The following is a 21,324-nucleotide window of genomic DNA, read 5'->3' on the forward strand; positions in this document are numbered from 1 at the left end:
CGAAAATCTTACAATTTTATATTTTCTTTAGGTAACAACACTTGAAACACCGTTTCATTATCATCACTAGCTACTTTCAGTTCTCCCCTATGAACCTCCACAATACTTTTGGCAATAGCAAGTCCCATACCTTTACCACCAGTATTTTTATTTCTAGATTTTTCACTCCTATAAAACCTTTCAAAAATATATGGCTGCTCTTCTATTGGTATCTTATTTCCATAATTTATTATCTTCACAGAGACTCTATCCTTTATTATGCCAATTTCAATACTAATTTTCTTACCTTCTTTACCATAAAAAATGTTATTATTAATAATATTTTCAAAGAGCCTTACTATTAAATTTATGTCTCCAACAATAAATGGCTTTTCATTTTGGCAGTTAATATTAAAGGTCATGTGAAACTTTTCAAGTGTTGGAATAAATCCAACCATTATCTGTTCAATTAAATCCTTTATACTTATAGCTTCTTTTTTTATATCAATACCTTTAAAATTTATACTTGTATATTCTAATAAATCCTCTACCAAATTCTTCAATTCATCACATTTTTTTAATACTACATTAATACAATTATTACATAAAGACTTGTGTTCACATTCTACTTTTTTAATTATCTCCATGTATCCTATAACGGAAGTTAATGGCGTTCTTAAATCATGAGAAATATTGCTTATCATATCATTTTTTAATTTTTCACTTTCGCGATCCTTTTTAATCAAATCTTCAAGCTTTTGTGACATAGTATTAATGTTTTTGGCTATTTGCCCAATTTCATCATCTGTATTTACCTTTATATTGATATTAAAATTACCCTTAGAAATTTCATTTATGTTTTTATTTATATCATTGATATTATAAATTGTTTTTCTTGTAAATATGTAAAAAAATACAGTGGTAATACAAATAAAAATTAAGAAAGCTATCATCAAAATACATGCATTTAAATTTAAATGTTTATTACACCAGTCACTCCAGTTAGCATATGTAACATCATACATTACTTTTAAAAATTGAAATAATAGAAAAGTGGTTAAAATAACTGATAATGTAATACTTCCTGCAAATGCTCTTAATAACTTAAATCTAATTCCTTTAGTTATACTAGTCTTCAATTTTGTAACCAACTCCCCAAACAGTTTTTATTATCTTAGGCTCTCTAGGGTTGTCCTCTATTTTTTCTCTAATCCTTGCAATATGAACCATAACCGTATTATTTCCCTGAAAATATTTTTCCTTCCACACTCTTTCAAAAATTTCTTCTAGTGGAAACACCCTATTGGGGTTTTCAGCCATAAGTAATACAATTTCATATTCCGTTTTTGTTAAATTAATTTCTTTTTCATATACTTTAACCTTTAAAGTTTCCTTATTAATTTCAAGACCACTTACTTTTATTAAAGAATCCAAAGAATTTTGCTTACAATTATCATTTAAATAAATATATCTTCGAAGCTGCGCTTTAATTCGTGCTATAAATTCCATGTTGCTAAAGGGCTTTACTATATAGTCGTCTGCACCGGTACTTAAAGCAACAACTTTATCTACTTCAGAAGCTTTAGCACTTAAAATTATAATTGGTATATTTTTAGTCATCCTTACTCTTCTACAGACCTCCATGCCGTCAAGCTCCGGCATCATTATATCTAAAACTATTAGATGAACCTCATTTTTTTCTACAAGCTGAAGTGCTTCTTTTCCATTATAAGCTTTTAATACACTGTATCCCTCGCTTTTTAAATTAAATTCCATAAAATCAATTATTTCTTTATCATCATCTACTATTAGAATTTTTTCACTACTCATTAACAAAATACCTCATTATAAATTATTCATTAAGCATCTATTATAGCATAATTTAATCTGTATATAATTGGAGTATCTTTGATTACCAATAAAAAAACTCACGAAAATCCAAAATCAGGTTTTCGTGAGTTTCAAAGTAGAGTTGAGATTATCCTTTAAAAACACAAACACATCTCAAGATATTGCATATTAATATCTTCATTAACTATACTTTAATTAACTAAAAATTATTTTAAACTCCAGTTTCTCTCCAAACACTTTCATATTTATATCCAGTAAGATTTTCAACAATTGCTCTTGTTTCTGGAGTTACATCTTGTTTTATCCCATTATTTTTTAGACGTTCTACTTCATCTACTAATATACCATGTGTTTTCTTGTTAAGTTTGAAAGTTATAGCACAAATTAAAGCTATACCAAGCAATGCTATACATCCAATGGTTAATAAACCTGCTATAGTTGATACTACTTGTGGTGATTGAGTTGCTTGTCCTTTTACAAATCCGCTTTCTTGTAATACAACACCTGTAACAAATGTAGCTAAAGCAACACTGCTCTTTCTAGTGAAGGTCATAACTGCTGCATAAAGACCTTCTCTTCTTTGCCTTGTAACCATTTCATCAACATCAGGGATGAATGGAAATACATTCCATGGAGTAAATTCTAATAAACTTCTTCCAACCTGATAAATGGTACCAATTACAAATAATAAAACAATGCTTGATCCTAATTTGCCTACATAAAGCCCATAAAATGCTAATATACATACAATCATTATTGAGTAAGACATCTTATACAAATTACTTGGTCCAACTTTAATCATTAAAAATCCACCTAAGATTGTTACAGGTATACCAATTATACTAAGTGAAAGTACATTAGCTGCAACAGTAGATGAAACACCCAAATTAAACACACAGAAATATACGAATACTGAATTAAATAAATCTTTAGCAGTAAATGAACATATATAAATTGCCAAATGCTTTCTAAAAGCTTTAATTTTTAAGGTAGATACATAATCTCCTGCTACTTTTATAATTCCTACTATTCGCTCACCTAGCCCCTTACTTTGAGAGCCTTTTAATAATTCTTCTTCCATTTCAGGTGTAATATCTCTTTCCCAAGTTACTCTATGTGATATTAATATACAAATTGCATATATAATAGCAAAAATTAATCCATTAATGAAGTATGCTTGTGCACTCTTTTCTCCAAAGAAAGCTATTAATCTTCCTGGAACAAAGGTAGCTAAAAATGTTCCTGTTGCTGATATAAACATTCTTGATGCTGATAACTTAGTTCTATTATTAAAATCTTTTGTCATTTCAGCAGGCAATGTTTCCCATGGAATCAATACCATTGCTGCAATTATTTCAAATAGTAAATAAGTAACTAAATAGAATATATAACTTCTTCCTGTTACCCATAATAACGCATAATCTGCCATTAAAGGTGCTCCAATTAATAAGAAGAAACGACGTCTTCCAAAAAATTTTCCAAGCTTAGTTTTATAAAAATTATCGGATATACTTCCTATAAATAAACTGGCAACTGCATCTACAACACGGGCAATAGCAATAATGGAGGCACCTTGAATTGGTGTTAATCCTGCAAATGTTGTATAGAAAAAGAGTAAAAAGGCTCCTATAATGGTGAAAGCACCACCACCCATTAAATCAACTAATCCATAACCAACGCCTCTGGCAATTGTAATCTTTCTATTCTTATTTGACATATATTTATCCTCACTTTCTCCTTTTAGAGATATACCATGCGAAACTTCAAAATTAATTTGTATCAAAACGCTATCTTCAAAGCATTATGATGCAAATTGATTTTGGTCGTTGAGCCGGTATATCCATAATCATGTCCATACTTATCTTTCATTAAATTGAAAATATGTTTTTGAATTTTCGTAACATATATCTTGAACAATCTTTAGATATTTATCCATATATATATCTTTACTAGTAATTAAATTGAAATTAATTCTTCTAAAATATTTGTGTCTTATATATGAACAGAACTACAAGTAAACCTTTACATTGAGATTAATAACTTCTTTAGCTTTATGTGATATTCTAATATAACTATAAACTCATCATTTTCTACATTTTATTTTAAAATCACATCTCTTATCGTAAATGCATCATCCATAGGTATTTATAATTTTAAAAATACAGCTAATTTACCTTCCTTAACTTAATCATGTTCCAAACCTCTCTTATTGTTTTAATACTCTAATGGAAGTTGTAAATTAGCATGTTTTGTGTTATAATTTGCTTCATGTTATTTTTCTTAAACATTTCTATCATTATTTGTTTATATTATTTGGCAGAGTAAATACATGAATAATGATAAAATGTTTATTTTTTATATATCTAATTATCCTAAATTATTTACCCTCTAAATACTTTTCTAAAGTTGACCTTACAGCACCTACTCCTGAAATCATTTCATTGAAATAACCAACGATTTTTTCTCCTAAACCTACATTATAAAGATTCACACCAAAAATTTCTTCATTTATTAGTATAGGTTTTAAATCATCTTCAACTAATTCTTTAGTACATAATTTTATATTACTTACATATTTCTTTAGTTCATCTAATAAAGGATCTGGACTTAACTCCATTGTATTACCATTATCATCTATTCCCATTAAATATCTACACCAACCTGCAAGAACAAGAGGAACATATTTAAGTTCTCTAGGATTCAAATCTTCTCTCTCACTGTAAGCTTTAATTGTTTCTCCAAATCTTATACCAACTTTTTGAGATGTATCTGAAGCAATTCTTTGAGGGGTATCAGGTATATATGGATTTGGAAGTCTAACTTCAACTACCTCTTTAATAAAATCTTCAGGATCTATTATTCCAGGATTTACAACAACAGGCATCCCTTCTTCGTATCCAATCTTTTCAACTAATTTCTTTAAGGCTGGATCTTTCATTTCGTCTGCGATTAAATTAAATCCAAGAAGACATCCAAATACTGCTAAAGAAGTATGTAATGGATTTAGACAAGTACAAACCTTCATTGTTTCAATTCTTTTTACAGTCTCTCTGCTTGTTAGAAATACACCTGCATCTTCTAGAGGCATACGACCATTGGGGAAGTTATCTTCTATTACGAGATATTGTGGTCCTTCTGCATTAACAAAAGGTGCTATATAAGTATTTTTATTAGTTGTTATAATCTTAGTACTGTCAAAGCCATCTTTTTCTAATGTATTCTTAACGCTTCGAGATGGTCTAGGTGTAATTTTATCTATCATACTCCAAGGGAATGATACCTTTTCATTATTATTGATATACTTAAGAAAATCTTCTTCTACAAGTCCATTTTCAATCCATTTCTTTATCATTGTTTCCATTGCATTATGAAGCTTCTCACCATTTTTTGAACAGTTATCCATACTTACAAAAGCTATTGGAAGTTGTCCGTTTTGATATCTTACATATGCTAAGGATGCAACTTTAGCAATAATACTTACAGGATGTTCTAGTCCATCTGTTATATCTTCTTCTAATAAGTTCTTCACACTATAACCTTTTTCTGTTATTGTAAAGCTTGCTATTTGCAAAGATGGATTTAAAAATATTTCTTTTAATCTATTCCAGTCTTTTTCTCTTGAGTAATCACCAGCCAAACTTTCCCCTATACTTCCTACTACTTTTTTTTCCAAGTTTCCATCTGGTTTCATAATTACTAACAAACTTAAATCATCACAAGGAGAATAAATTTTATCTATAATTTCATAATCATATCCTTCTACAGCAATAATGCCCGTCTCTGTTTCTCCATTATTTAGAAGTTCTTGTTCTAGCATTGCTATAAAACCTCTAAATATATTTCCTGCTCCAAAATGAACCCATGTAGGATTTTTCTTTGTTAACGCTAACATTTTATCATAATCAAATTTGGGAAGCTCTATTCCAGCCTCTTCCCAAAGTTCCCTCTTTTTAATAGATTCTTTGCTTAGTACCAATCTGGCATTATTCATCCTTATTTTCACCTCTTCAAAATTCTATTTATTTTTTTCTAATGAATCCCATATTCCCCATAAGTACATAATTCCAAGTGCTCTATCATAAAGTCCATAACCTGGTCTACATTTTTCATTCCATATATGTCTTCCATGATCTGGTCTTACATATCCAGTAAATCCAATTTCATGATAAGCTTTTACTATTTCACATATATCTAAGGAACCATCACAAGTTCTATGGGATGTTTCCATGAAATCACCATTCTCATAAATCTTTACATTTCTAATATGAGCAAAAGCAATTCTATTTCCAAATTCTCTTATCATAGCTGGTACATCATTATTAGGATTTGAACCTATAGCTCCGCTGCAAAGGGTTAAGCAGTTATAAGGGCTATCAACAAGCTTTAATAATCTTGCTAAATCATTTCTATCCTTAACAATTCTTGGTAGTCCAAAGATTGACCAAGGTGGGTCATCCGGGTGTACTGCCATCTTGATATCATTTATTTCTGCAATGGGTATAATTTGTTCTAAAAAATACTTTAAATTATTCCATAAATCCTCTTCTGTTACATCCTTATATGCCTCAAAAAGCTGTGATAAATTTTGAAGTCTTTCCGGCTCCCAGCCTGGCATCGTAAGCTTTGGATTTGATGCTATTTTATTAACTAATTCCATTGGATCTATATCTTTAATCTTTGCTTTTTCATAGAAAAGAGCTGTAGATCCGTCTGCTGCCTTCTTATATAAATCTGTTCTAAGCCAATCAAATACAGGCATAAAGTTATAGCAAATAACCTTTACTCCAACTTTAGCTAACTTCTCTATTGTTCTTTTATAATTTTCAATATATTTATCTCTAGTTGGTAATCCTAGCTTAATGTCTTCATGTACATTAACACTTTCAACAACATCTATGTTAAAGCCATGTTTATCAGCTATTTTTCTTACTTCTAAGATTTTTTCCATAGGCCATTCTTCACCTGCTGCCATATCATGAAGAGCCCAAACAATTCCTTCTACTCCAGGAATCTGCTTAATTTGTTCAAGTGTGACGGTATCATTTCCTTCTCCATACCATCTAAAAACCATTCTCATAGTTGTATTCCTCCTGTCTTTTTTGTGTATTCTCTTAACTTTAGTTTAGCTATATAATTTCAATAAGAACATAAAAGTTCTAATTTCATATTTTATATAAGCCTCACCTCCCTTAATTACTTACTAATTAAATAATCTATAGTTAATTTATTATTTAAAATAATTCGGATAGATTTTTTTCACTTCGTTTTTATCAAAAGTAACCATATTTAAATGTTCCTTCATAACTTCTTCTGCTTTCTCTGAATCTCCATTTTTTATAGCATTAAATATTTCTTCATGCTGCATGTAGATATTATCCCAGTTAGGGTTAACTTCTAATCTGAGCATACGGATTCTTTGAAACTCTAAACTACCATCATTTATGCTCTCCCATACTCTTTTTTTATTACTTCCTTCAAAAATTATCTTATGAAATTCTTCATCTGCTTCAAACAATTTTTTATTATCATGATTTTTAATATACATTTTTTGCAGTTTCAAATTCATTTCTAGTGATAATATTTTTTCTGGAAAGAATTCCTTGCATGCTTCCTTTACTACAGCTCTTTCTACATGCTCACGTAAAAATCTACCATCCTCAACAGCACACAAATCAATTAAAGAAACAACTGTACCTTTTTGAGGATAAATATTAACTAATCCTTCTTGTGCTAAACGAACAAGCGCTTCTCTTACAGGAGTTCTACTTACACTATATTTTTCTGAAAGTTCTTTCTCCGAAATGCTAGTTCCAGGTTCAAGGTATAAATTGATAATTTCTTCTCTAATCTTATAATATATAGTTTTACTTGTAGTATTTTTTCTTATATCCAATGTCATTATCTTATTCTTCTTCACCTTTCTATTTACCATACTTGTATGGTAGTTTGATTTATATTACATATATCTTACTATTCTTATAATATAAAGTAAATAATTAACAACTAAATTTTTTCAACATATATTAAAATAGAAACTACTACCATACTTGTATGGTAGTAGTTTCTATTTTATCACAACCGTTTACAATGTCAAGTATACATTTTATTCTTATCTTTATAAAATTCAATATACTCAGTTAAAATAGTGAATTCAATAAAATCTCTATTTTTGTTTTGAAGCAAAACATGTAACTCATATTTATCATTTACTTTATATATTTCATCATAAATTCACCATGAATTTTCTAGTGACCCATCCTGTTTTATTATATTATAATTTTTAAAAATGACTTTCTCTATATTCGTAAATTTACTATTATTATCAAAAAATAATACTAAAAATTTATCTCCTTCATTTGATTTTACAATCATGGAAATTAATATTTCCAACTATATTTTTATAATATATTTCATATTCTTTAATGGCTTTTATTACATTTTTTTATTTTGCTCACAAAATTGAGTTACAAAATCTATTACCCTACACAATGCCTTGGCTAATACAAAAACTCTAATATCTGGTATCTCATTTAATATGTTTTGAGGTAATGTCTTCTTAATATAGTCTTGCTTTAAAATATATTGATTATGAAATTTTTCTTTCTGAATCAAGCCATATATAATTGTTGAAAATATTCTTCCGAAAAATTTTCCGCTTGTTTTTCTTCTTCTAAATCTAAATGAAAACCTATCTTTTGACACAACTCATGCCGTGCTTTTGTAAAATATTTAATTGTTTGTATTGCTTCTCTCTAGTTCATACAAATATATCGTTAAACTTCACTTAAATTTTCCAAGTTTAATATAAAAATATAGTTTAATTATCAAACCAAAATAATATTCTTATTTTCCTATCCCTCTCAACTACTTCTATATATTCCTCTTCTCAACCCCAACCTTTTAACCTTTTATATATGACCAATCATCTTCCCAATACCAATAGTCACTATTAATCCACTTTTTTTATCATTTAATTTTAAAGTAAACTTCTGTATTTTTAAAAGATTCTATATGCTTAGTTAATTCTCTCCAATTTTATCAGTACAATACCCTTGTTATAAAATAAATCAGGGTCTTGAGGGTTGCACTGTATTACTTGATGAAAATAATCTAATGCTTCAATACATTTATGCCTGCTTTACATATTCAAATATTACACCTTTATTGCCTTTTTCGGACAGACTTTAAGACATTCAAGACATAGAATACATTCTGTTCCATTTCTACGTTTTCTTTTTGGATTAAGCATATCTACGTTCATAGGACAAGTCTTTATACACCTTTTACAATTTACACATTTATCCTTATCAACTTTAATTCTTGTTAGTGAAAAATAACTTGCAGGCTTAATTAAAACCGTAACAGGACAAATATACTTACAGAAAGCACGATTATCTTTTAAAATAATTGCAAGCACTATCCCAACGAAATAATATACTACATTCCCTACGATAAACATTAGATTCATTATTTTTCCTAAATTACTTACATGAAAAATAGACAATGCAGCTACTAAAAAAAATGAACCAATAAATACTATGTAACGGACAAACTGCAACTTTTCTATTCGTGGCTTTTGTGGTACTTTATAAGGTAATAAATCAAGTATCATAGTAGTCCAACAAGCATATCCACACCATCCTCGTCCAAAAATAAGTGGCCCTGCTATCTTAGCAACAAGATAATGAATATATGCTGCCTGAAATACACCCAAAAATAAATAATAAAAGAACCCCTCTATCTGCATATTTTCTCCAAGTATAATTCCTAAATATATAAGCATATATAATCCAACTCCTACTTGAACAAACAGCCTGGCATACCTATATTGTCTAGTTAGTAATAGCAATCCAATAAATACAACACTACCAATATAAATAAAGTTAAAAAGATAAAAAGTCTTACATGTTGTAATCCATAGTGTAATTGCAATCACAATAAAAACAATAAACAGAATTATTGGGAAAAAGTTTTTATGTTTCATTTTCTCTCATTTCCCTTCAAAATAACTTTACTTAATAGTATTTCCATAATGCCTAATTAATTCATATATGAGCAATTTAAATTGAAGAATAATACAGAACATTTCCAGAATATCTTTATATAAAAAAAGTACCAACCATTTCGATTGGTACTTCCATGAAATTTTTATTATTTCTACTTTATACTTAAAATATATTAAATTATACAAAACAATTTAATGTGGCTTCCAGATACTTTACAAGAATCATAGATAAACCTTACTTATCCAAAAATGCATATATTTTTTCTTTTAATTCCGTTGGTAAATTCAAAATCATACCTTTTTCTTGAGTTGTTATTGCATGAGACGTTTTCCCTATTGCCAACAACATATAATTTTGTTTTCTATATATTTCATACTCAAACATCAACTTCGCCATAGTAGGCTTATGCAACCTAGTGCATATTACAATTTCATCATCGAATAATGCTGATTGTTTATAAGTACACTCTGCCTTAATAACAGGAAAGTAGATTTTTTCTTCATTCAACTTTTTAAAGTCTACCCCTACCTGCCTCATTATCTCAAATCTTCCCATCTCAAACCAAGAAAAATAATTTGAATTGTGAACAACTCCCATGGGATCACACTCACTATAACGAACCCTAGTTTCCACTTTAACAACCTTCATATCACCACTCCCACTAGCTTCTGGAATTCAACATAATTGAGCTGATATTCAAAATCATCTTCACTCATACAGATAGCAAAATTAAAATTTTCCTCTATTTTGCTTTGCTTTATTACGTATTGAACTCCATTTAAGATAATTCCCTTAGAATTGTTTTCGTAGTTTGGAATCTTCTTAGCCCAACCAACACCTAGGCACTTTAAAAAGGCTTCTTTTTGATTCCAAATTAGATTTGAAGTGTTTTTTTTATCACCAGATTCCAATATCATTTTATATTCATTATCTGAAATAAACCTTCTCAATATATCAATAGGAAGGTTTTTTACTGCCTGAATATCCAATCCAATCTCTCTGTCCTCCGCTACAGCACATCCAACTATATTTAGACTATGTGAAATGCTTAATTCAAGAGGTATATTTTTAAAAAAGGATTTACCATATTCATTGTACTCCCTACAAATAATCTGATGTTTTTTAAGCAAATTTCTTTCTAAAAGAATATATCTAAGCAGAAGTTCTTCAGCGATAAGAATATTTTTCTTCATTTTATTCATACATGACTTGATACGGTCATCTCTTTCCGGTGGTATCAGCCCAGCAATTAAATCGCTAGAAATATCAGAACCTTCAATAATTTTTGTGTAATAAACTATTGCTTTCATATAATACACTCCATTTTTATCGTGAAAAATAACTTATATTTTTATTCTCCTTGTATTTCTCTAAAAACTCAATAATTCCGTCAGTTCCCCGCTCTCCCGGAGAAACCTTCAAATTATCAAGATATTCATTGATTTGGTTACCTACTTTTACAGCATTTTGTTTATAATTTGGATTATCAAGTACTTCTTTAACTGCATACATTATTTCATCAAAAGAACTATCTTTTTGTAATACCTTTCCACATCCTGCCCTAGCGAAGGTTTCAAGATTGTATTGTTGTTCACAAAATGAAGGAATTCCTATAAAAGGCAGCCCCTTCATTATAATTGAGTACAAAGTCCCTTGTCCTCCATGTGTAATGGCAACATCGGAAAGAGCTGCAACAACCGGAATAGGAAACATTTTTTCAATTATAACATTAGGAGGAACTTCTCCAAGCTCTTCTCTGGTTGCAAGGCTAGAGATTGCAATGAATATATCATACTTAGTCTGTTTGCATAACTTATTAACCATTTCTTTAAACAACACTGGATTACCTGATGAACCCATGCTGAAAAATATAGTTTTTTTGTCTCTCTTTTTATAATTCAAAACACTCTTAGGTATTTCATTTTTATAATCAAGTAGGAGTGGACCACAAAAACTATAATAAGGCATAATTTGTCCAAATTCAGGGAACAAAAAAGGGCAATCGGCCATTATATTATAATCTCCACGGAATATTTCCATATCATTCTTAAATGGCTTAATTCCAATATTCTTTGCATATTTACTCCAATTTTTAGACTTCAAGTTGGTATTAATTATCTTTTTACAGAAGAACTCATTTATCTGTTTCTCATTTAGAGATTTTAAAAGTTGAGATTGAATTTTACATCCATGAGGCATTGTAGCAAGTCTCTTTTCAAAATACATGTCAGAAAGTACTGCCGACAAAAGCCAAACAAATGGTATTTTCAATACTCTAGCTGTAAGGCTTATGGTTAAACGGTATCCGGTCAATATAATATCAGGATTCACCTTACTAACTATTACTTTTTCCTCTTCCACGAACCTAGATAAATCATCTACAGTAAAATAGTCAAATCCTTCCTCATCTATACTGTGCATAGTAACATACTTTTCAGGAGTAAACCATTCTTCATCATACGCAACATATACCCTTTTAATTGGATAATCTTCAAGCAGATAATCATATGTTCCTTTTCCCATAACAAATACTTCCCACTTCTTCTTACAGAACGCCTTTACAAAGCTTACCATTCTATGTGATTCAGCTAAATTAGCAAAATCCGGAGCGATTAATATTCTATTCATGTTATCCCTCTATTCCTTAACCTTAGAAACTACTAAAGTAACATAATTCCCTCCATATGAAAATGAACTTACAACTGCATTTTGAACGTTCCTTTTTTCTACCTTATCTGTTACATAGTGTAATTTATTACTATATGGGTTTTCAAGTCCACTGGTTGGAAATATCTCATCATTATTTAATGCATATATAGCTCCAAGAAGACCAAATCCACCGGTACATCCCATACTATGTCCAACAATTGATTGAACTGCACTAACTGAGGGATTAGCTCCAAAAACACTTTCAATTGCTTTTGTTTCAGCAGCATCAACATCAGGAAATCCACAAGCAGCACTAGCAACAAAATCCACATTGTCAGGCAAAATATCTGCACTTTCAAGAGCAAGTTCAAAGGAGTGAGCCCATTCAGTACCTTCCCTATTTACCTTGGTAGGCTCAGATGTATCTCCAGTATGTCCATATCCAAGTAATTCACAATATATATGTGCGCCTCTTGCTTTAGCTGATTCTAAAGTTTCCATTACAAAACCCGTTGCACCTTCTGAAAGTAGCATACCTTCCCCATCTTTATCAAGGGGTTTTATCTTATCTCTTGCAAGCAACCCGAGTTTGTCATGACCACCTAATATAACTTCTGGACATTCATCGGCACCAACTACAACCATTTGATCGGCATCTCCATTACATAAAAGCTCATATGCATAAGCCACTGATGATGAAGTAGATGCTCCACCATTGGCAATAGTCGAGGTTGCACCCTTTAGCATATAATTAATGCAAATATTTCCTGCTGCAGCATTTAAAACACTATTAGGAAATGTCTTTGGGTTTACCTTATCCATACCTTGAAGAATTATTGTGCGATTAATCTGCTCAATAGTTGATATAGGTCCTGATCCAGTTCCATACATTACACCGATACGTTCACAGTTAGCCCTTGTAGGTTTCAATTTTGCATCATCAATAGCCTGTTTTGCTACAGTAAGACTCATCAAGGTAACATAATCCATTCTTCTTACAGTTGAGGATTGCATATATTTTTTCCACTCTATACTCTTGCATTTCCCCATATATTTTGAAGTATACTCACTTGTATCAAAATCTTTTATAGGTTCAAGCATACACTTTCCTTCTTTAAGAACCTCACACAATTCACTATAATTAGTATTTGCGCATCCAATTGTGCCAATACCTGAAATAACAATTCTCTTTTTTACAGATGCTCTCGTACTTTCCTGTTTCTTATGGTTGTACTTAGTAAATAGTAAACTTGAATTATTACCGCCAAATGCAAAAGAATTTGATATTACTACATTACATTCCTTTTCCATTTTCTTATTTGCAACAAAATTCATTCCAAATTTATTTTCACTTTCATCATAATTTACAGTAGGAGGTAAAATATTATCACGTATAGAAAGAACAGAGGTAACTGCCTCAATAGCACCTGCTGCACCAAGACAATGTCCTGTGGCACCTTTAGTACTGCTTACCATTAAATCTTTGATATGGTCACCAAAAACTTTTTTTATTGCTTTTGTCTCTGCGTTATCATTTGCACCTGTTCCCGTGCCGTGTCCATTTATATAAGTTACTTCTTCATGAGAAATACCAGCTTTATCAATAGCATTTTTCATAGCCCTAGTTGCCCCATCACCTGCAATATCAGGTGCTGTCTGATGATATGCATCGGAAGTTATACCATATGATTTAAGCTCAGCAAGAACTATAGCACCTCTTCTTTTTGCAGAATCAGCATTCTCTAATATCAAAAATCCTGAGCCTTCTCCAAGCGTAATTCCATTACTTCTGCTGTATGGACTGCATGGTAAGTTGTCTAAGGCCTTAAGACTATTAAACCCTGCAAAAGAAAGCCTTGAAATAGGGTCAACTCCGCCTGCAACCATTATATCAGCCTTTCCACTTTTAATTAGATCAGCAGCATATCCAATTGCCGTTGCACTTGCTGAACATGCTGTTGAAATAGTATTCTTTGGTCCGCGAAGTGAATACATAGCACATATAATATCAGTAATATAATGAAGTGAATATTTTCTTAAGAGTGAGGCATCAGCTCTATCAAAACCTTCTTTAATCCATTGTTCATGAAAAATATCTCCACTTAAATGTCCTCCTAAAGAAGTACCTACAATACATCCAACTCTATAAGGATCAAATGCCTTTAAATCTAATTTTGACATTTGCACTGCTTCATTTACTGCATACATTGCAAACTTTCCGGCCATTTCAGTATTATCTAATAGCTTCTTGTCCAAAGTATCAAGAAAACTACTATCATCTACTTCCCCAGCATAGGTTGTAATTAACTTCTCTACATCTATCTTTGTACAGCGTTTTATTCCAGAAATACCATTACAAATATTTTCCCAGTATTCGTTAATTCCTATTCCTTCAGAACATAAAATTCCAACACCAGTTACAACTACTTTACTCATAACTACACCCTTTCTATAACACAATTATTGATGCTATTTTTTATTTCAATACCCTTTATACCAAGCACTTTAATATAAATCTTATACCATCTTTATAAGCCAGCTTTCTGGAATAATGTAAGGACTGGATAACGTATCTATTTGTGCAGTCTCACCTGATTTTCCCCTTACATCAAGTACAAGACCTACCGCTACAAACTTATTTTCTAATAAAACAAGACCGAGCTTTTTATTTAAACTGCAGCTTTCATAGGTGCAAATTATTTTGCCGATAACATCTTCATCGACATAAACTGAATCTCCTTTTTCAACTTTGGCGTCTAAACTTACTGAAAAACCAACTACACCTGATTTAGGACTCTCATCCATCATCTTCATAATTGCATCATGTCCGATATATTCTTCTTTTGTAAAATCTATAAGCCACTGTAGCCTTGTTTCGAATAAGTTACTACCTTCAACAATTTCAGTATTAATATCAGGCTGCCTTACTTCAAGCATACATGAACTAATAACACTCATTCCACATGGAATAATACCCTTATCAGTACCTAACTCCAAAATTTTATTCCAGAGGTTCTTTGATATTTCAGCAGGTGCAAAAAAGAAGTAGCCATATTCTCCTGTAAATCCGAATCTAGATAAAACAATTTTCTGATTTTCATATGTAACTTCTATTGCATTCATAAATGCAAAGGCAGAAATATCATAAGGTAAAAAACTTTGTGCTATTTGCCAAGACTTTGGTCCTTCAATGCTGATTGCTGAAATTTTACCTGTAAGCAATTCTACAGATACATCTCCAAATATATGTTTTGTGAACCAGCTATTTGTTTTCTCGATATGCTGTATATCTGTCAAAACATAATAATAAGTTTCTAGGTTAAAAACATGCACCAATGAAATTACGTTTGCATCTTCATCAAGTACTAAAGCTGTACGAGCTTTTTCAGGTGCAAGATATTCAAAATCTCTAGTTGTAAGTTTTTGAATAAATTCCTTTGCATCTTCACCACTAACTTTAAAAATACCAAAGTTTGAATAATCAACTAGTCCTATATTTTTTCTTATTGCCTCATATTCAGACTTGTAATCACTAAAAGCTTCTGCAACTTCATAGCCACAAACCTCCATAAGTTTAACATCTTGTCCATATACACTTTTTAAAATACTCTCTTTCATTTTGGTAACCCTCACACAGCATACTTCAATCACTGTGTATTCCTTTCTCCTTTATTTTTTATTACATTTTGAAATTATTAATTGAGCATTTTCTCCAAATGAAACTGCTTTTTCAAAGGTATCAAAATACCCAATTGCTGCTTTCATCTGTTTTTCACCATGATTTTCAAGTAAAATCTTTTGAGTAAGGCATATGTTTATTCCTTGCTTTAGTTGGTTCAAATAAATACTCTGCTCTTTAGGAACAAACGTTGCTATTACCGTAAAGCATTTTTTATCGATTTCTTCGATTATTATGTAACTGTGTCCAGTGCTAGTTAATACAGCATTTAACTTTTTGTATCCTTTAAGAACCTCTTCTCTGCCTGTATACTGTTTTACATAAAAATTATAGTTATCACTTATCATTGTCATTTTAGGGTAAATTGAAAAAACTCCGGTATAAATAATATTTTCTACTGAACTATTCATATATTGAACATTCATAAGTAAAATACTACTGTCTTCTATCATTAAATATGAAATAGCACTCTTGATTGTTTCATTAAGAAAAGAACCCTGCATTCCAAAACCACTATAGAATATGCCTTCACATTCAAATTCTTCCCTTTCATATCTCATACTCTCCAAACGACAAAGTGGCTTAAGCATCGAAGAAAGCTTATCTTTTTCATCTTTTATAATGTAGCTTGAAATACCACCATACCAGTTTGCTTCAGCTTCATATGCTATACACTTAGGGTATGATGATACAATTTTACTTTCACAATTATATTTTAAACCTGTTATTGTACCACCATACAAAGGAACAAAATCCAACTCAATGTTTGTATTATTCACCAAATACTTTTCATAAGCTTTTTCCTGCTTTAGAATCTCTCGAACTTTTCTTTGTCCAGTACCATAATCTATAACAGGAATATTAAATTCTTTTTTTCTTATCTTATCCTCATACACGATTAAAATGTTGAGTATTTGAAAATCAGATTTTCCTTCTAAAGCAAGAATCTGATTTACTTTAATCGGGCAGCCCTTTTTAAAGCTTTCAAAATTAGAATTTATTTCGAACATTTCTTTATTTTCACTGTCCTTAAGAAGCAACTTTATACTTGCATTTAAATCATGATTACTAAAAGTATTTAATTCTAAACTTACATGCATTTCACGTTTAGTAGAATTGGTAATATAAGCTTCTCCACTCTTTAAAAATACATACTCAACTACGTACTTATCTCGTAATTTAGCTTTAAAATCATTGGAATTTAATTTATATCTGTAGGTAGGGATTTTAAAGCTTTGCCTTGGAGATAGACACGGTACTTCAAACATTATGCTTGGCATAAACCTTTGTCCGAACCTAAGCTCTTGTGAAAAGTCCCATTCAAATTCTAACGTATCTTCACCATTAGAAAATGCAGTCCATCCTTCTCCCTTCTGACCTCTATCCACATCAAATTCTCTAATATTTCCAACAATCATATCCGAGATTCCAAGCGGAAACAAATTATAAATAAAATTTTCATGAAACACCCTTCCATTAGATGGAACATATATTTCTGCTTCATTCCATTCAAGCCAGGGTTGAATCTTCCCAATTCCACCTTTCCTTTTCTTAAAAGATGTATTTACAAAATCAGCTAATACTTCAATTTCATTTTCAGAAACATTTAGCCTTCGTGTAAATTTTAAACTTTCAATTTTTTCCTCAAGAACAATAGAATCATCTATTATTAAAAACTTTATATTTCTCTTCTTATCAATTTTTATACCACTTATATGTGGATATCCTAAAAGAGGCCAAAGCTCAGTCACGATAAGTTTGCCCTTTGATGTATAAACTTCAATTCTTCCATCAATTAAAGAAATAAAAAATTTTAAATTTTTACTGATTACAATAACTTTAGAACCAAGCTTTACTGCGGAGAACTCCTTTCTTCGCCAAACCTCAGATTTACCTATATCAAATCTTTTTCTTTTTTTGTCACTACTTCCTTTGAAATAGGCGACCTGTTTTTCAGAGTCATTGTGAATTACCTCTTTTAATAAGGTGTCCTCTAAATATAATTCATCCTTTTTTTGAAATATCCCAAACTTAGAATTCAATATTTTCACTAAGCTTTTGTCTTCTGAATTATTCATAATTAAATATTGAACTTTAATATTATTTGACTCCAATTCAGCGTCTTTAAGTTCTATCAAAGCCTGTTTCTTAACTTCAAAACCTACACCTAAACGAATATAATATGAATCCTTACCATTAAGAGTTAGTTTAATATTTGTATCAATAGAGAAAATGCCAATCTTTTTACACTTAATACTCTTAATGTATTTCTTTTCATTATTCTCACTAACAGTGGTTTTGACAAGATATATTGGCCGTTTGAATTTACTTATATTAGAAACAATTTGTATTTCAAATGGGCTCTGTGAATAGTTTTCAATTCTCCATGTAATTAAAGCCATATCATTTTTAAAATAGTCTTTTCCAGTATCAAGATCACATGAAATTTTAAAACCAAGACCTTCTAAACTACATACTTTTTTGGAAAGCACATCAACTACAATAGTAAATTGTTTTTTATCTATACTTATTTTATATGGAACAACCTCTCTACTTCCCTGCTTAATTTCTGATGTAACAGCCAAAGCTTGGTATTGTTCTTTTGTATGGATTAATGAAAACCCTAAATTATATACATCTACTGTTTTATCATCTTCTGTTTCACTTACGACTTTAAAACATTTCAATGCAGCAGGTAGATAGCTTATTAAATCAATGTAATAATCCATATCTGTTTTACAATCTTTAGTTAGTACATATCCAGTTTTTTTTGCCAAACGCAAAGAGAGTGAGTTGCTAGGAAAGATTTCTGTTCTGATACAGTTAAATCCTTTTTCGACAACCTTACGAATCATATATGCATACAATGACCTTATCAAGGTTCCACTACCTCTAAATTCAGGATGAATGAGTAAGGAACCTATGAATGCACTATCCTTCTCTGCAACTTTATATCCACTAACAGGAAAAGCCCCTAAAATTCCAACAATATGATCATCATAAAGTGCCACAACCATTATGTGGGTACCTCTTTCTTTATAACTTATATTTATATCGTTCTCGGAAATTTGATACCCATATTCTGCATGATAAAATGAACACTTGTTATATAGATTAGCGATTTCCTTGGCATCAGTGGGTATAAACTCCCTAATTGTTAATTTGACTTCCATAAGACTTCCCCCGAAATCTGGTACTGCTAAAGTCTGTGGAAAACTTTAAACAATAACCTATTAATTTTATTTAATCTATATATAATTTGTCACCCAAAGGGGTTTAGATATTTTATATTGGCAATACACACAGTATAAAACTAAAAGAATAAATTAAAGAAAAAATCCTGAATATTTATTATTTAATCTTTGATTTTCTTCTAACAACTAATATAAGAACGAAAAAAATCACTGTCACTGCAACCATATACAAGATACTTTCTGATATTGTTATATTGTGACCTTTTATTAAAAAATCCACTCCATACTGCGTTTTGTAGGAACTTATTACACTTGATGGCGCATTTTTAAAAACTTCACTTAGAGGTTTTGCCATAACTATTTTTTTAAGAACTAATCCAGCATGGCTTGGTGGAAAAAACATTATTATATATCGAACCGTAGATGGAAGTGATCCAATTGGAACATACACACCTGTTAAAAATCCTATAAGAGTACCAATTACTGTGCTTACAGCCGTAAAAGCACTCATAGTTCTAACTAAGCTTGCAATAAACATATTTATTACCGTTGCCATAATCACAGACAGAAAAACAACGGCTAACACTTTAACCATGGAACCAACATCCAATAAACTCCCATTATCAATATAGATAAATACCTCTGAGAAAATAGCTGCAAAAATAGTCATAATAAGACCAACAATAGCTGAGCTTAAAACATAACCTGCTACAATATGAACATTTTTTATTGGTGAAACCATGAAATCATTCGCATTTTCTTTTTCTTTATCGCCTACCATACTACCAAAAGCACCTAATGTACTTGTAAATGCCACTATAGAAACAAGACCTCCCATAATCCAGCTGTTAATTAAGAATTTAATTCCTTTGATATTTCCTACTGCTTGCTTAACGCTATCATATTGAAGATTGGATAAAAATATCAAATATAGCGAGATTAAAATTATTACCGATAGCAATGAGAAAAATACTGATGTTTTATCTCTGAAAAATAACTTCATGTTTCTTGAAAGCAGCTTACCTATTATTTTCACTTTATGAACCTCCCCCAATTTCCGTTTTGTTTCCGATAATATTTAAGAAAACATCGTCCATATTTCCCTTCTGAACTTCAAAGCTTTCGATATTTTCTTTATGGAGATTAAGAAGTTCTAGTGCTTTTAAAGTAGAAGTAACTTTTATAACAAAGGCTCCACCCTGTAGAAAATGAGTCAAATTTTGCATCTTAATGAATTCTAAAAGCTTCTCTTCAGACTTTGGAACAACTTTCATAACATCAAAAGCATACTTGTCTTTTAAATATTGTGGTGTCCCTTCTGCTACAATATTACCTTTATTTATAATAGTAATCCTATCTGCACAGGCAGCTTCCTCCATATAATGTGTAGTCAAAAATACTGTAACCTGACTATTTTTTTGAAGCTTATTTACTGTCTCCCACACAAAGACACGAGTCTGGGGATCAAGTCCTGTTGTAGGCTCATCCAAGAATAAAATTTTAGGAGTGTTTAACAATGCCCTTGCAATGTCCGCTTTACGCCTCTGTCCCCCTGAAAGTTGTCCATAGCGACGACTTAATAAATCATTTAAACCAATAACTTCACTAATTTCCTCAATTCTTTTATTTGCTTCTTTCCCTGTAAGACCGTAAAACGAAGCTCTAACTTTTAAATTTTCATTAATAGTTAAAAGAGGATCGAGCAAACTCTTTTGAAAAACAATGCCGATATCTTTTCTGATTTCTGAATCCTGCTTTCCCAGTTCATTTCCATTGATCTTAATATAACCTTTTGTATAACTTTTCAAGGTACATAAAATATCAATAGTTGTAGATTTGCCTGCACCGTTTGTTCCCAAAAAAGCAAATAATTCTCCCTTATTTACATGAAAACTGATTCCCTTTACTGCCGTCAAATCATTGTATTTTTTGACAAGGCCTTCAACTTCAATTATTTTATCCATAA

At 30.7% G+C, this 21,324-nt stretch carries 18 protein-coding genes; all 18 read right to left on the minus strand.

The features are described from left to right. Nucleotides 1–8: 8 nt before the first annotated feature. Nucleotides 9–1,118 carry a HAMP domain-containing sensor histidine kinase gene (locus CLFE_RS18025; RefSeq protein ID WP_077894342.1) on the minus strand — a complete coding sequence of 370 codons (1,110 nt, stop codon included), beginning with the start codon at nt 1,116–1,118 and terminating at the stop codon, nt 9–11. Next, nucleotides 1,108–1,809 carry a response regulator transcription factor gene (locus CLFE_RS18030; protein WP_077894341.1) on the minus strand — a complete coding sequence of 234 codons (702 nt, stop codon included), beginning with the start codon at nt 1,807–1,809 and terminating at the stop codon, nt 1,108–1,110. The genes CLFE_RS18025 and CLFE_RS18030 overlap by 11 nt, the downstream gene beginning before the upstream one ends. A gap of 232 nt (nt 1,810–2,041) precedes the next feature. After that, nucleotides 2,042–3,547: an MFS transporter gene (locus CLFE_RS18035; protein ID WP_077894372.1), complete on the minus strand. Its 1,506-nt coding sequence runs from the start codon at nt 3,545–3,547 to the stop codon at nt 2,042–2,044. 141 nt (nt 3,548–3,688) lie between these two features. Next, nucleotides 3,689–3,826 carry a glucuronate isomerase gene (locus CLFE_RS18040; protein WP_139356193.1) on the minus strand — a complete coding sequence of 46 codons (138 nt, stop codon included), beginning with the start codon at nt 3,824–3,826 and terminating at the stop codon, nt 3,689–3,691. 381 nt (nt 3,827–4,207) lie between these two features. Further along, nucleotides 4,208–5,821, minus strand: coding sequence for a mannitol dehydrogenase family protein (locus CLFE_RS18045; RefSeq protein ID WP_077894340.1), 1,614 nt, complete (start codon nt 5,819–5,821; stop codon nt 4,208–4,210). Between the two features lie 24 nt (nt 5,822–5,845). Continuing rightward, complete coding sequence (gene uxuA, locus CLFE_RS18050) at nt 5,846–6,907, minus strand: mannonate dehydratase (RefSeq protein WP_077894339.1); 1,062 nt, start codon at nt 6,905–6,907, stop codon at nt 5,846–5,848. A 150-nt stretch (nt 6,908–7,057) separates the two neighbouring features. After that, complete coding sequence (locus tag CLFE_RS18055) at nt 7,058–7,729, minus strand: GntR family transcriptional regulator (RefSeq protein WP_077894338.1); 672 nt, start codon at nt 7,727–7,729, stop codon at nt 7,058–7,060. A 332-nt stretch (nt 7,730–8,061) separates the two neighbouring features. Further along, complete coding sequence (locus CLFE_RS18060) at nt 8,062–8,220, minus strand: hypothetical protein (protein WP_250944656.1); 159 nt, start codon at nt 8,218–8,220, stop codon at nt 8,062–8,064. A gap of 42 nt (nt 8,221–8,262) precedes the next feature. Further along, complete coding sequence (locus tag CLFE_RS18065; RefSeq protein ID WP_207651398.1) at nt 8,263–8,532, minus strand: hypothetical protein; 270 nt, start codon at nt 8,530–8,532, stop codon at nt 8,263–8,265. A gap of 451 nt (nt 8,533–8,983) precedes the next feature. After that, the gene (locus CLFE_RS18070; RefSeq protein WP_349497225.1) at nt 8,984–9,613 is read right to left on the minus strand and encodes a 4Fe-4S binding protein; all 630 of its coding nucleotides are present in this window, start codon (nt 9,611–9,613) and stop codon (nt 8,984–8,986) included. A 457-nt stretch (nt 9,614–10,070) separates the two neighbouring features. Then, a complete protein-coding gene (locus CLFE_RS18075) occupies nt 10,071–10,484 on the minus strand; it encodes an acyl-CoA thioesterase (protein ID WP_077851697.1) in 414 nt (137 codons plus the stop codon). Further along, a complete protein-coding gene (locus CLFE_RS18080) occupies nt 10,481–11,146 on the minus strand; it encodes a 4'-phosphopantetheinyl transferase family protein (protein WP_077894336.1) in 666 nt (221 codons plus the stop codon). The genes CLFE_RS18075 and CLFE_RS18080 overlap by 4 nt, the downstream gene beginning before the upstream one ends. 16 nt (nt 11,147–11,162) lie before the next feature. Beyond that, on the minus strand, nt 11,163–12,464 hold the full coding sequence (locus tag CLFE_RS18085; RefSeq protein ID WP_077894335.1) for a glycosyltransferase: 1,302 nt from the start codon (nt 12,462–12,464) through the stop codon (nt 11,163–11,165). A gap of 9 nt (nt 12,465–12,473) precedes the next feature. Beyond that, the gene (locus CLFE_RS18090) at nt 12,474–14,921 is read right to left on the minus strand and encodes a beta-ketoacyl-[acyl-carrier-protein] synthase family protein (protein ID WP_077894334.1); all 2,448 of its coding nucleotides are present in this window, start codon (nt 14,919–14,921) and stop codon (nt 12,474–12,476) included. Nucleotides 14,922–15,002: 81 nt separating this feature from the next. After that, nucleotides 15,003–16,103: an aminomethyl transferase family protein gene (locus CLFE_RS18095; protein ID WP_077894333.1), complete on the minus strand. Its 1,101-nt coding sequence runs from the start codon at nt 16,101–16,103 to the stop codon at nt 15,003–15,005. A gap of 51 nt (nt 16,104–16,154) precedes the next feature. Next, entirely contained in the window at nt 16,155–19,337 is a 3,183-nt protein-coding gene (locus CLFE_RS18100) for a GNAT family N-acetyltransferase (RefSeq protein WP_077894332.1), read from the minus strand. A gap of 178 nt (nt 19,338–19,515) precedes the next feature. Then, nucleotides 19,516–20,394 carry an ABC transporter permease gene (locus CLFE_RS18105; RefSeq protein WP_077835554.1) on the minus strand — a complete coding sequence of 293 codons (879 nt, stop codon included), beginning with the start codon at nt 20,392–20,394 and terminating at the stop codon, nt 19,516–19,518. Nucleotide 20,395: 1 nt separating this feature from the next. Further along, on the minus strand, nt 20,396–21,322 hold the full coding sequence (locus CLFE_RS18110; RefSeq protein ID WP_077894331.1) for an ABC transporter ATP-binding protein: 927 nt from the start codon (nt 21,320–21,322) through the stop codon (nt 20,396–20,398). Nucleotides 21,323–21,324: the final 2 nt, after the last annotated feature.

Source organism: Clostridium felsineum DSM 794 (assembly GCF_002006355.2).
GTDB classification, from domain to species: domain Bacteria; phylum Bacillota; class Clostridia; order Clostridiales; family Clostridiaceae; genus Clostridium_S; species Clostridium_S felsineum.